This window comes from Paenibacillus motobuensis (genome assembly GCF_039521865.1).
GTDB classification, from domain to species: Bacteria; Bacillota; Bacilli; order Paenibacillales; family Paenibacillaceae; genus Fontibacillus; species Fontibacillus motobuensis.
This window is the reverse complement of sequence record NZ_BAAACX010000018.1, coordinates 13579-27399: the sequence shown is the minus strand read 5'-3', so window position 1 is coordinate 27399 and position 13821 is coordinate 13579. Positions and strand designations below refer to the sequence as shown.

8 protein-coding genes and 1 other annotated feature are annotated in these 13821 nt (G+C 47.9%); of the genes, 3 read left to right on the top strand and 5 right to left on the bottom strand.

The genetic code is table 11. From position 1 onward, the window contains the following. Positions 1-10: 10 nt before the first annotated feature. On the bottom strand, positions 11-574 hold the full coding sequence (locus ABD014_RS19665; RefSeq protein WP_379338701.1) for a cupin domain-containing protein: 564 nt from the start codon (positions 572-574) through the stop codon (positions 11-13). A gap of 297 nt (positions 575-871) precedes the next feature. Here ABD014_RS19665 and ABD014_RS19660 point away from each other — a divergent pair, with 297 nt between their 5' ends. Next, complete coding sequence (locus ABD014_RS19660) at positions 872-1447, top strand: TMEM175 family protein (protein ID WP_343863996.1); 576 nt, start codon at positions 872-874, stop codon at positions 1445-1447. 77 nt (positions 1448-1524) lie between these two features. Here ABD014_RS19660 and ABD014_RS19655 read toward each other — a convergent pair whose 3' ends face one another. The 3 genes from ABD014_RS19655 to ABD014_RS19645 all read right to left on the bottom strand — a co-directional run bounded on the left by ABD014_RS19655 (position 1525) and on the right by ABD014_RS19645 (position 5131). Further along, complete coding sequence (locus ABD014_RS19655; RefSeq protein ID WP_343863994.1) at positions 1525-2943, bottom strand: sensor histidine kinase; 1419 nt, start codon at positions 2941-2943, stop codon at positions 1525-1527. Positions 2944-2975: 32 nt separating this feature from the next. Further along, positions 2976-3668, bottom strand: coding sequence for a response regulator transcription factor (locus ABD014_RS19650; RefSeq protein WP_343863992.1), 693 nt, complete (start codon positions 3666-3668; stop codon positions 2976-2978). A gap of 104 nt (positions 3669-3772) precedes the next feature. Then, positions 3773-5131 (bottom strand): erythromycin esterase family protein, encoded by a 1359-nt coding sequence (locus tag ABD014_RS19645; RefSeq protein ID WP_343863990.1) that lies wholly within the window; start codon positions 5129-5131, stop codon positions 3773-3775. A gap of 997 nt (positions 5132-6128) precedes the next feature. On the opposite strand from ABD014_RS19645, the gene ABD014_RS19640 reads away from it, so the two are divergent. Next, positions 6129-7385 carry a saccharopine dehydrogenase family protein gene (locus ABD014_RS19640; RefSeq protein ID WP_343863988.1) on the top strand — a complete coding sequence of 419 codons (1257 nt, stop codon included), beginning with the start codon at positions 6129-6131 and terminating at the stop codon, positions 7383-7385. A gap of 1 nt (position 7386) precedes the next feature. Continuing rightward, the gene (gene nspC / locus ABD014_RS19635) at positions 7387-8514 is read left to right on the top strand and encodes a carboxynorspermidine decarboxylase (protein ID WP_343863986.1); all 1128 of its coding nucleotides are present in this window, start codon (positions 7387-7389) and stop codon (positions 8512-8514) included. Between the two features lie 250 nt (positions 8515-8764). Here nspC and ABD014_RS19630 read toward each other — a convergent pair whose 3' ends face one another. Continuing rightward, positions 8765-13153, bottom strand: coding sequence for a DUF4855 domain-containing protein (locus tag ABD014_RS19630; RefSeq protein ID WP_343863984.1), 4389 nt, complete (start codon positions 13151-13153; stop codon positions 8765-8767). A 452-nt stretch (positions 13154-13605) separates the two neighbouring features. After that, positions 13606-13804: a binding site (T-box leader), on the top strand. Positions 13805-13821 lie beyond the last annotated feature (17 nt).

The window sequence follows — 13821 nt, the reverse complement described above, 5'->3', positions numbered from 1 at the left end:
TTGATTAAAATTACTTTTCTGCCCTTTCCTCAGCCATAGCAATGGCTTTGGTCTCTTGGACGGTTCCATGCGGATGGTTAGGTGGTGCATAGATTGTGTAGAGCTTAAGCGGCTTCTTGCCTGAATTGATCACATTATGCCAGGTTCCGGCAGGGACTAGGATAGCATCGTTATCATGAACCCTCTCTTGAAAATTCAAGTGGTCCTTCTTATTCCCCATCTGGACGAGTCCCTCCCCTTCCTCGATTCGCAGAAATTGATCGACATCCGGATGAACCTCCAGACCGATATCCTCGCCGACATTGAGGCTCATTAATGTTACTTGCAGATGATCCCCTGTCCATAGAGCCGTACGGTAATTGTTGTTCCGCTTCGTGGCCTCTTCAATATTGATGACGAACGGCCTGGGTCCATAATCCTCAATCTTATTGGCTCTGTAGAACGGGCTCCAGCCATGCTCACTCACACTACCCGAGCTATAGTACGAATAGCCGCCATGACTCCAATCGTAATTATTCCAGCCGTATTGTCCAGGATTAACCCATTGCTGCTGGTCCCATGGTTTGTCGTGCAACATTCATTCTCCTCTCATAGCCTATAACTTTTTGTAGTCATCCTATGCGGGTGCCTATTTATCGGGAACCTGTCCGTCTAAAATAATGGAAAACACCCTAGATCACATATTCCCGCTGCTTCACATATTCGTAGAACTCGGCGAAGTCGAAGCTTGAATTCGGGCATCTGCTGCAGCGGCATCACCATTGAGAGAGCATGAATATCTCCTAATCCTGAATATTATGCATCTATTAATGTCGCTCAAGAAATATTATTATAGGGAAAATAACACACGCATCGGAAACGAGGGGTCTTGGTGAAAGCAAATCGGATGGAAGCCTTCAGTGACGGGGTACTGGCCATTATCATTACCATTATGGTGCTGGAATTCAAGTTGCCTGAAGGCCATGATTGGAATTCCTTGGTCTATCTTTTTCCAAAGGTTCTCAGTTACATTTTCAGCTTTGTATACGTCGGTATTTACTGGAATAATCATCACCATCTGCTGCATATGGTGCGAACGATGAACGGTCGGCTGATGTGGCTTAATCTACTGCTGCTCTTCTGGCTGTCCCTGGTTCCGTTTACCACCGCCTGGATGGGAGAGAGCCACTTTGCTCCGACTCCGATGGCCTTGTACGGTATCATCCTTACCCTGGCATCCATGTCGTACTGGCTACTGCAACGATCAATTATTAACCAACATCCGAGGGACTCCCATTTTCACACTATAGGAAGGGGTTGGAAGGCGAAGCTCTCGCCGATCCTTTACCTTCTAACGGTGTTAACTGCGTATATAAGCCCATGGGTATCTGGTTTCTTCATCGTCCTTGTTGCTATCATCTGGTTCTTGCCGGATAGACGAATCGAAGAGTTCCTGAGAGAGAGGTAACAGGCAGGACCGCATGTAACGGCTGAGTGATCCAAAGAGCCACCGGATTCCGGTGGCTCTTATCTTTTATATGAACACTATGGAGCACACTCATAGGGTATAGTAATTCTTACCCAAGCGCCGCCTTGGACACGATTCCCGGCCTCAATCCTTCCGCCGTGTTTCTCCACTAGCAGCTTCGCTGTGTACAGTCCCAGTCCGGAATGGCCCTGATCCTGAGATCTGGAGGCATCGCCGGAATAGAATCTATCGAACATGAAGCGTAGATCTTGCTCGCTGAAGCCCGGCCCCGTATCCTTCACTTCGAAAATAATATGCTGCTCATTTACAGAGATCGTCCACACTATTTCTCCACCCACTGGTGTAAATCTCAATCCGTTCGTAATCACGTTATCGAGAACTTGCTCCAGTCTTGCGGTATCAAGAAGAAGCATATGCCCTGCATGGCGATGCCACTGTTCGCGTGAGTAATGGAACGTGGCCCCTTTTTCTTGGCACAATAGATCGAACTCTTGTCTCTTCCGTTCACAGAAGGCGGCTAAATCCGTTGGCATATACTGCAGGATAAAGTCAGGTGTGTCGATGCGATTCAGGAACAGCAGCTCGGTCAGCATCTTATCGGCACGCTGGGTACTGTTCCGAATAGTCAGCAGGTACCGCTCCAGCCGCTCGGGATGGCGTGTACCATTCTCGATCAGGTTATCCGCATGTCCCTGGATAATCGTCAGCGGAGTCCGCAGATCATGGGCAATCGCCGAGATCATATCGCGTCTCTCCTGCTCCAGTAGCCACTCTCGCTTCAAAGATTGCTCCAGGGCACCTCGCATCTCTTCAAAAGCATTCGAGAGCTCGGTCAATTCCTTCGAACCGCCCTCTCCAGCGACAGAGAAATTAAGATCATTCTGCTGAATTCGCCGCGCTCCCCCAATAATCCGGGTTATCGACGGTTCGAACCGCTTGCCTAGTCTTCTGGCGAAGATCGCAGAGAACAAGATGATAAACACGAACGGGGCAATCAAACTGCCTAATACGAGACTAACAAGCAGCCCGTTCCTAGGATTGTTAGTAGTCACATTAAGACTGTAGCGGAGCAGGAGCATCCCCTTCAGCCGTTTTTGCCCATCAAGAATAGGATTGAACTTAACATACCTGCCATTATAACTATCTGTCCTGTTCAGCTTTCCAATCAAGTCCTCCCGACCCTTGACGTAGCTCTCTCCCTTCCATCCGTAGACAATCCGTCCCTCAAGATCGATAACTTGATATTGGATGCCCTGAAGTGGAATCACTTTCTCCAGTTCATCCTGCATCTGAGGAGATAACAAGGCATCCTGCTGCTTTGCCGCATATTTTAGAATCTGCGGGATTTGCCGCTCGTAATGATTGGCTGGAAGAAATCCCTTCCTCGTCTGATTGATCAGAGAATAAAGTGTACAGCCCCACACGACAAGTGAGCATAGGAAGCTAAAAAATAGGACAAGCACAAACGCACTCATAAACTGCCTGCGCAGCGATCTTCTACTCGTCTTCACTGTCTGTTGAATTTGTATCCTACCCCCCATACCGTCGTCACAAATGTCTGCTCAGGGGCTGCCGCCGCCAGCTTGGCACGAATGTTCTTGATATGCTCTGTCACTGTAGCCGAGTCTCCCTCGGCATCATAACCCCAAATCTTCTCATACATCTGCTCGCGAGAGAATACTTGGTTCGGATGCATGAAGAGAAGCTGGAACAGTTCAAATTCCCGGCTGGTTAGAGGGATAGGGATGTTCTTATAAAATAATTGCAGACTGTCCAGATCAATCGTCAGATGGCCGTGGTGAAGCAGCTTCGGCTGACAGCCTAAGTGAACCCGCTGCTCGCGGCGTAGATGCGCCCTGATTCTCGCCTTCAGCTCCTGCATACTAAAGGGCTTGACGATATAATCGTCACCGCCGACAGCCAGTCCCCGGATGCGATCCGCTTCGGCGGAGCGTGCGCTTAAGAACAGAATAGGGCAGGATACCCGGTCCCTGATTACCTGGCACACCTCAAGACCATCCAGATGGGGCATCATAATATCAAGAATGATCAGATCAAGCTGCTCATGGTCTTCAAGCCGGTCCAGCACCTGGCTGCCGTCATATGCGATCCGCACATCATAGCCTTCGTCCTCCAGTGCGTCCCGCATGAACTCTACAATTTCCCGCTCATCGTCGGCAATCAGAATCTTTTCTCTCATTTTCGCAGATATCCTTTCAACTTCTATCCAGTCCATTGTACATGCTTACACATCAAAAATCCCCCTGAAATGTAACATCGTTGCTTCTTCAGGGGGGTGCACTATTAATACTTCGTTGTCGGCTCCTTCACTTGATCGAAGACGATAAGACCGTCATACTGTTCTCTCGGGATAAATCTCATCGCGTTCGGGGCTATGATCTCGGAGGTCATTCCATCTTCAGCGGCATAGTTCATTCTGAACATCCAGGAGTTGCTCTTGTCCGGTGTCTTATGCTGGGACAGATCAGCGAAGGCAATCTTATAACCGCTGCTCATTACGATCTGCTCCAGGCTGCCCTTCGGCATTGGATGAATATCGAAGAGCTGCTGTGTCGTGATCGTGCTTGCTCTTCCGCTATTCATATAGAAGCCAATCACATATCCCTTGTCCTTGAACTTCTTATGCAGCAGTTCTCCCATGCTGGTGAAGCTGTGAATCCATTTGCCCTGCTCCTTCGTCATCATTCCCGACGTATTCTTGGCCAGATGATCGTTATGCGCCCATAGAATCACCTTTTTACCTGGGTACATCACCTGCATTAGCCACTCTACATTGTCAGCCATAATGCGGTCTCTGAATTCATAGCTTTCTTTCGTGCCGTACAATCCCATTTTGATGAAGCTGATCCGGCCCTCCAACGTTTTCAGAGCAATATCGACCATTTTGTCATTTTGCGGAAATGCAGCTGCAAGCTGCTCCTCGTTGTCTTGGATAAATTGAATGAGGGCTCTATATTTCGGTTCATATTCATTCAGTACTTTCTGGATGGCCTGCTTGGCTTGAGGGTTGTTATCGAAGTCAAGGCCATATTCGTTAATCACCGTGTAGAAGTCAGTCATCGCCTGCATTTCGAAGTCGAAGTAATCCTTACCTTGCTTCTCATCTACCTTGGCAAGCCAACCGGCAATAAACTGAGTTAAGTAACCCGATGTGAACTGCATATCGTACCCTGCAAGATACAGGGGATCATCAGTACTCTTCTGCTGCTTGATATAATCGAACAGCTCCAACGTCTCCTTAGAGTGCCAGATCGGGAAGATGGAGCCTTCCATCATTCCTTTGGCGGGTAGAGCATCTGCATTCTCATACGCCATGAAAGAATCGCCTAGCCCCGACTCAAACATAACGACGTCAAAATCAAGCTCTTCATGCAAATACTTAATCAGTCTCGTCTTCATGCTGCTGTATTCCGCTACGCGGTGAAAGTTCTCACCTAAGCTAACGACCGTCTTATCTTCCAGCAGCGGCTTAAGAAACTCCAGATCGCTATAGTCCTCCGACGTTGCCGACTTAATTTCCCGGAAATTGTCCTTGAATCCCGTATCCTGCTGCCCGGATGCAGAGGCGCTGAGCGGTGACAACAGCATCGTCAGGGCCATGCCCGCTGCCACGATACCTGTGAATCGTTTGCTTGCTTTCATTGATTTCTTCCTCCCTATAAATTCATTGAATTGTTCTCGTGTCAACCTTCCCGGTTATCGTAACAACAATTTCTAAGGAATTTATAAAGATGTGATGACATGCCGAAAATCGATATCGATGTTACTGTACAGGACTCAGCCAGAGAAGTAAGCCGCGAATAATTTCTAACGAAACGTGGTCGCTATTTGCGCTAAAAAAGGCAATCACAAAGTTTAACGAAACAGGGTATCGCTATTTAATCAAAATAGTGAACTTAAGCTTGTTTTTCCTGCAAATAACGTTATGGTGTTTCGTTAGATTTAAACAAGTATCGTTTTTGTAGAAATAACGATCTGTAGTTTCGTTAGAGACACCTCTCTTCAGCTGGCTCCAGCGTTTACTGGGCATGTACACTTCTTTAGCAAGCCAAGCCGGTTGTCCATTTCTCAGTAATGTCTTATAAAACATGCCCACAAAATTCCTGTAAATAAAATTTAAAATTTATATTGCCGAATGAATAAACTCCTGCTAATATAAAAGAGCAATTTGGAAAGTCGGTATTCAATATATTTTGCGAGTCTTTCCAAGCAGATAATTTTTTGACCACTTCCTTCCCGGGAAGTTAAGGCCATACGGACAGCCGGGTCAAATGCCGATCGGCAACCTAGCGTTGCCTTATTGATTGAGTTAAAAGCTCAAATTTTATAAGTTGGTTACTTTACAACCAGTGCATTATGCACATCAACTTGTGAAACGGTCAATAAGAGTGGTAAAGGCGATTATTTGCTATATAGACTCTGATCAAGCAGGATATATTTGAATATTGAGGGATCTTTATGCGTCGCTGATTTGTTGTGTGTATTTTGCGATGGCATGATGATATATGTCCGATTTCTATTGGAGATACTTCATATCGATATATCAGAAGCAAGTGATGTGTGCGCTAGGCGCATGTATTCACTTGCTTTTTTTGCGTGATTGACCACAAAAAAACACTCACGATAGGGGATATGAACAATGGGAAAAGCGCTTATTATCGGTTGCGGCGGCGTGGCTTCGGTGGCCATCCATAAATGCTGCCAGAACAGTGAGGTCTTCGAAGAAATCTGCATCGCAAGCCGTACGAAGTCCAAATGTGATGCACTTAAAGCTAAACTCGATGGTGGCAAGACGAAAATTACAACCGCTCAAGTCGATGCGAATAATGTTGACGAGTTGATTGCTCTGATCAATGAAGTTAAGCCGGATATCGTGATGAACCTGGCTCTGCCATATCAAGATTTGACGATTATGGATGCTTGCCTGGCTACCAAGACCAACTATATGGATACCGCTAACTATGAGCCGGAAGATACGGCGAAATTCGAATATAAATGGCAATGGGAATACCGTGAGCGCTTCGAGCAAGCTGGAATTACTGCTTTGCTGGGCAGCGGCTTCGATCCAGGCGTAACCGGCGTATTCTCCGCCCATGCTTTGAAGCATCATTTTGACGAGATTGAATACATCGATATTCTCGACTGCAATGCTGGCGACCACGGGTATCCGTTCGCTACCAATTTCAACCCTGAGATTAATATCCGTGAAGTAACGGCAAACGGCAGCTACTGGGAGAACGGCCAATGGGTTGAGACTGAACCGATGGAGATCAAGCGCGTATACAACTTCCCTGAGATCGGGGAGAAAGACATGTATCTGCTGCACCATGAAGAGATCGAATCACTGGCCCTGAACATTCCGGGGATAAAGCGCATCCGCTTCTTCATGACCTTCGGTCAGAGCTACCTGACTCACCTGAAATGCCTTGAAAATGTCGGTATGACCTCAATCGAGCCGATTGAATTCGAAGGCAAGCAGATCATTCCGCTGCAATTCCTGAAGGCCGTATTGCCGGATCCTTCTTCCCTCGGTCCACGTACGAAGGGCAAGACGAATATTGGCTGCATCTTCAAAGGCAAAAAGGATGGCAAAGAAAAGATGTACTACGTCTACAACGTGTGCAACCACGAGGAGTGCTATAAGGAAGTCGGTTCGCAAGCTGTCGCTTATACGACCGGTGTCCCTGCCATGATCGGCGCTATGATGGTGATGACCGGCAAGTGGAACAAACCAGGTGTCTACAACATCGAAGAATTCGATCCAGATCCATTCATGGATGCACTGAACCAATGGGGACTTCCATGGCAAGAAAGCTTCAATCCTGAGCTTGTTGATGCTTATCCTGAAGACGAAGCGGCAACGGCCCAAGAGCGCGAAACGGAGCTAGTTCGATAAGATGCGCTTCGAAGAACTGCCTACCCCATGCTATGTAGTAGATGAAGCTCTATTAGAACGGAACCTTGAGATATTAGGCGGTATTATGGAGCGCACTGGAGCCAAGATCATATTGGCCCAGAAGGCCTTCTCGATGTATACGACCTACCCGCAGATTGGCCGCTATTTGAGTGGGACGGCATCGAGCGGATTGTACGAGGCTCGGCTAGGCCATGAGGAAATGGGTAAGGAAAATCATTGCTTTGCCCCGGCCTACCGTGAGGATCAGATCGACGAGATCATTGAGCTCTGCGATCATATTATCTTCAACTCCTTCTCCCAAGTAGAGAAGTTCGGTCATAAAGTGCTGGCCGCAGGCAAGAAGTACGGTCTGCGTATTAATCCAGAATGTTCAACTCAGGTTGGGCATGACATTTACAATCCTTGTGCCGTCGGTTCTCGATTCGGCGTGACCCGTGAGCATTTTCGCCCGGATCTGCTAGAGGGAATCTCTGGACTGCACTTCCATACACTGTGCCAGCAGAACTCCGATGATCTGGCGACGACGCTGGATGCAGTAGAAGAGAAATTCGGACCTTGGCTGTCGCAAATGGAATGGATCAACTTCGGCGGAGGGCATCATATTACGAGAGAAGATTATGATATCCCTTTGCTGGAGCAATGCATCCGCCGCATGCAGGAGAAGTATGGCCTGGAAGTCTACCTTGAGCCTGGAGAGGCAGTCGCTCTGAACGCCGGCTTCCTGATCACTTCAGTGCTCGATACGATGCAGAACGGAATGGATATCGCCATCCTGGATACGTCCGCTTCCTGCCATATGCCAGACGTGCTGGAAATGCCTTATCGTCCGCCGCTGCTAGGCTCCGGGGAACCCGGCGAGAAGCCTTATACGTATCGGCTTGGCGGGCCTACCTGTCTCTCTGGCGATAACATCGGCGATTATTCGTTCGATCAGCCGCTGAAGAGCGGCGACCGCCTCGTCTTCGGCGACATGGCAATCTACTCCATGGTGAAGAACACGACCTTCAATGGAATGCCTCTGCCAGCCCTTGTTCTCTGCGACAAGAACGGCGACTATCAGGTTGTTCACGAATTCGGCTACGAAGACTTCAGAATGAGATTAGCCTAGGCGAATTATATTTCATGATTAGCTGCAGAAATACAATTATTCTCAGGAAATTGTCTCGAAATCAGGAAATAGCTGCATGTACGCAGCTATTTCCTGATTTAAGCCTCAATTGAGGGATAAACCATCCAAATAGTTGTATAAACGCAGCTAGTTCTCCATAGGTGAAATAAAGGGCCCATATAGTTGCATATTAGCACTTATGATCCGGCACATAATAAGGACTTGGCTAATGCCAAGTCCTTATTATTGTTTATTGAGCTGTCGTCAAGCTATTCAACAAGCGATACAAGAATACAGCTGCTTCTGCACGGGTCGCCTGCTCGCGTGGTTTGATCATTTCACGATCCCCTTGAATCAGTCCATGCTCAACCATTCCTGCGATATGGCCTGCTGCATAATCAGATACTGCACCCATATCCTTAAAGCCTCCCAGCGATGCTAGATTACCCGAGATCTCGCGTCCCTTCGCAGCCTGGATTGCCCGGGCTGCCATCACCATCATGTCTTGTCTCGTTATCTTCCCTTGGGGAACGAACTTGTCGCCATCCATCCCCGTGACGACTCCGAGCTGCTTCGCAATCGATACCGCGTCATAATAGTAATCCTGAGATTGAACATCGGAGAATGTGCTGTCTACGTCTGTCTTCAGATCCAGCGTTCTAACCAGCATGACGATAAAGTCTGCACGGCTTACCTGCTCGGTCGGACTAAATGTTGCTGGTGATGTTCCCTTTACAATCCCTAACGCAGCTAACTGCTCGATAGCTTCCTGTGCCCATGCATGCTTGCCTAGATCGGTGAACTGCACTGCGGACCGTTCAGCAAATACTCCATACGTTTCGGTCTGACTGGCCTGGAAGCGGATTTCCTTGCTTGCATCGGAGTAAGATGCTCCAGGAACGGTGTTAGCCACACCCTGGTTATTGATCGATAGAATGCCTAGTCCGAAAGCGGACTCCGTATTAGCTCTAACATACGGAATCGTCACAGCTGCTGGCGCCTTCTCATTCTTCCAAGCAATACTCTTGCCATCCATCTTCACTTCCAGCAGGATGAGCGGTCTGCTGCCCACTTGGGCCTGTGCGGATTTGCTCAGTGATTGACGATTTCCTTCGCCAATGATCAATCGCATTTGCTTGCCAAGCTCTGCGGATTTGTCGAACATCTGCCCGGATAGAACGACTGACGCTCTCGGTGTGTTCACCTTGATCGACAGATTTGGATGCTCGGAGAAGAATGAGGCTGGAAGATCCAGCGCATAATTCGCTGCATCCCCAATGCTGTTCATCTCAAGCGTTATATTCAGCTTACCGTTTGCATCCGCCTTTGCTTCGGTCATTGCTTTCTGCAGATCCTGTTCGCTTACCGTACCCAACGCTGTTTTTCCACCGGAATCCAGTTTCGTACTTACCACTCCTATGACCGAGCCATCAGCTTGTGGCTTCAGCTCAACAGGCACTGAGGTGGAAGGTGAAGTCGGAACAGAGGAACCGCCACCGCTTCCCCCATTGCCATGGCCTCCATTCCCGTTGCCGTTGCCATTACCATTGCCTGGGTCAGCCTTCTTATAGTCGAAGCTCACCTTGGCGGGCGTCACCATACCGTCTGTCGATACATATCCCTGATAGGTTCCTTCCAACTGTCCCTTCAGCGTGAATACGAATTGGACTTTCCCCTCTGCGGTACTTGTCTTCTGCTCTTCATAATGAACCTTGCCTTTCGGATCCAACACCTTCAGGCTTACTGCAGCCTGATCGTCGCCATTCATTAGCAGTCCGTCAATCCTTACCTTCTTAGTTGCCGTATCTACTGCGGCTTGTAAGCCGTCAATAGCTTGCACCTCGACGTCGCCGGAGAGGTTATATACTCCGAACTCATAGAAGGAATATCCATAATCCGTATTCCGCTCGATCCCTTGGAATTTGATATATCTCGCAGTTACTGGGGAGAATTGCACCGTTTCTTTCCCATCCTGCGCTGTGATAACTCCGTCATTTGGTATGACATTAGTCCAGGTCTTTTTATCATCGGATACAAGTAGCTTGTAGGTCTTAGCCCGGGCATATTCCCAATCGATTCGGATCGTATTGAACTTTTGTGTTTCGCCCAAGTCGACTTGGAACCAGGTATTGTCCACATAGTCGCTGGCCCATCTTGAGGCCGGGAATCCGTCGACGGCTTTTGCCGGTACATAATTTGGATTGCCGCCCTCGGTGGAAGATGCTTCAACTGCTTTATCCTGCACCAAATTGCCTGTGAGATAATATACGATCTCCTTCAAAGTATTGTAGGCCTCAGCCTTCATCATTCCGGCCTTCATAAATTGATCCAGCTTAGCGTTAAATCCTTTCAGATACTTGGTAACCTGCGCCGCATCCTTGCCCTCATAACGCTTCATCATTTCCAAGTAGTTATTCAAGGAGCGTACTGCTGCAGCATCTGTAATTTTCTGTTCTTGTACGAAGCCGTCAACGTATACCCTGATTCCTGCTGCATTTGTGGATGCTTCTACTACATATGAGGTTTTGATCGATTTGCCGGAGGTTGCCGTAATGAGCAACTCATGTTTACCCAGCTTGCCTGCTAAAGATATGACGGTTCCCGGCGTATAAGTCCTTCCATCGAACAGAGCATTTACTTTGGTCAGTCCGTCATCCTCTCTCAGCTTCCAGGTGAACTGAACAGACTCCGTCTCCGTCAGGACAACTCCGCTCTGGAACGGCTCTCCATTCATCAACACGTCTACCTCAGGAGGTGCGGCATTATTAACCTGATATGTTCCTTGTACATATTGATACAGCCAATCATAAAGAACCCTGTTGCTTGGATCCGTACTCACCGCACTGTTATATACAGCGTTATTTCCTTGGTAGTATGCGTTGAAGCCATCGGTCATCAGACCCGTCTCCACACCACTGTTCAAGTAATCAATATATCGTTCGCGGAAGACCCCGTCAGTGAGCATCCGGTCATCGAACTCGAATTCATTGGTCATCCCGTACCGCTTCGCGATATTCGCCGCATCCTCCAGTCGGTCATAGTCCATCGGCTCGAAGAAATAATTCGGCTGGAAGGCTACGGCATCAAATCCGACATCCTCCCACATGAAGCTCTTATAAGCCAGAAAATGAGGAATCCAGAAAAATCTCATATTGCTGTTGCCAGAGACCGTCATCGTATGGACCTTATCGCTGATCAAGCGGATCAACTCTGGTCCGTGTTGATCGGTACCAATCTGCTCTTCCAGCCAGTACATCCCTACAAGCTCAAGATGAGAATAATTCGCCGCTACCCATCTATGCTTCACTTCATCCAAGTACCATTGAACCGCCTTCACTCGATCTGTAAGCGCTTTAAAATTTTCGGATTTATTATCCCCGTCTACATCGCCGAAATTGGTCACTCCCTCATCCGGATATGGAATCATCAGGACGACCTTCTCCTTCTGATTCGGTTGCTTCAGCTTGGCGCTGACTTCCTTGGCTGCTTCATTAAGCTGGTACATGTCTCCTTCGGGAGCGAAGGTCTTCTCCAAATACCATTGCCAATCCTCTTTAAGTGACGGCATATCTGATCCGGCACCAAACCCGCGGCCTTGATCCGAGAAGGTTCCCAGATACAGAACACCGTCAAATAGCCAATCAGTCGGTTCTCCGGCCTTATCTACGTAGCTGATATTCGGAATGATTCGCTCCTTCTTCCAGGTTCCCAGATCATTGCTGTAATGCCCGTTATAGAGCAGCCCAAGATGCTTAATCCCCGCTGTCGCCTCGCCTGGAGCTAGGAATGCCGGCTGCTGCGTCGGAACGGTTACCGCACCTTCAATTTGCCCGTCGTTACCCCATATTTCAATCTCATCCACGAAGCTCATTGCCCTGGTATGCATTGAGAACATGACCTTCACATAACGTGCATAAGCGATTTTCGCTTCCGGGCCTATGCTCTTGATGCCATCCTTGCTTCCATCCCATTCATAGGTCTCCTTATATTGTCCATCCTTCCATAGCGTCTGAGTCGCATAATGCGAGAGCAGACCCCAGTTCTGCTTATCATCGGAGACATACATCGAGACTGTCAGCGGCATGAGTACATTATTATTCGGCCAGTCCTGCAGGAAATTCGCCTTAATCTTCGTGATCGACTTCCGGTCGCCGAGATCAAATACGACTTCGCGCGTCTTCTTCTTGAGATGTCCTACCCATGCTGGATCGGAAATATTTAGCTCCCCATAGTTGCCATCTGTCAGCTTGTTGTTATCATCCGAATACGCTGCTTCTGGCGCTTCCGACCATTCATAAGAGAGGCCAAGAGCCAAATTGTATGGCTCATCATAAACCGCCGAGATCACGCTTTGCTGCTCTGTCTCAAAGGCCTGCTCAGCAGGGGGAGTGGCCTGATCCGTATTTTGGGTGGCCTCTTCTACTGGATCAATCTGAACCTCACCTTCCTGATCTACTGGCACTTGTCCATCAGGTTGTGTAATCTGCTCTGAATTCAGGACTACATGACCATCTCCATTTGCGCCAGTCTGCTTGCCTGTTTGTAACGACGCTGCCTCTTCCGCATGCGTAGCCGGATTAAGTGTGAATAGCATGACTGTAATTATGACCATAGATAACCATCGTTTACTCCTTCTCATACATGCTAGCCCCTTTCTTATGCTCCCTATCCTTTGCATTCATCAAGAAACCTCGTCAACCATGTATCTCTTTACAAGCTGGGTTCGATCCCCCTACCTCCTTCCTGTGATCTCATTACATTGTTTAAGCAGCCTAAAATACGGCCTACTGTAACAGTAAGAAACTTAGCCCCGAATTCAAATAGATAAATCATGACCTTGCATATACATTTATTTACCCGTCCTAGAAATTCGACTTCTAACGTCCCTATCCCCTCCGAACCTCCTAAGACGATACAACCAAACATTGAATGTTCAAGGGAAAACCTACCGGGCATACAGAACTATGGCATTTATACTTACTGATTGGGATTAACTCCCACCAAATAGTTGTTGACAAAAAAATTTAGGAGGACTATCATGTCATTTAACGCAAGAAAGCAAAAAAGCATGGAAGTATAAAAGTGAATATTTCAAAAGTGTTGAACTAATACAGTAGCTGTCTGTGGGCGGAAAATCAGAGACTTAGTGGTTGGTGTGAACTAAGCCGGGACATGCAGTGAATTACAATTAGGGAGCTGACTAACGTCCGGCAATGCCGTTAAATAATTGAGTGAACAAAAGCTTATTTTTTGTTAATCAGGGTGGTACCGCGGAACTTCCGTCCCTATTTGGGGATGGAGGTTCTT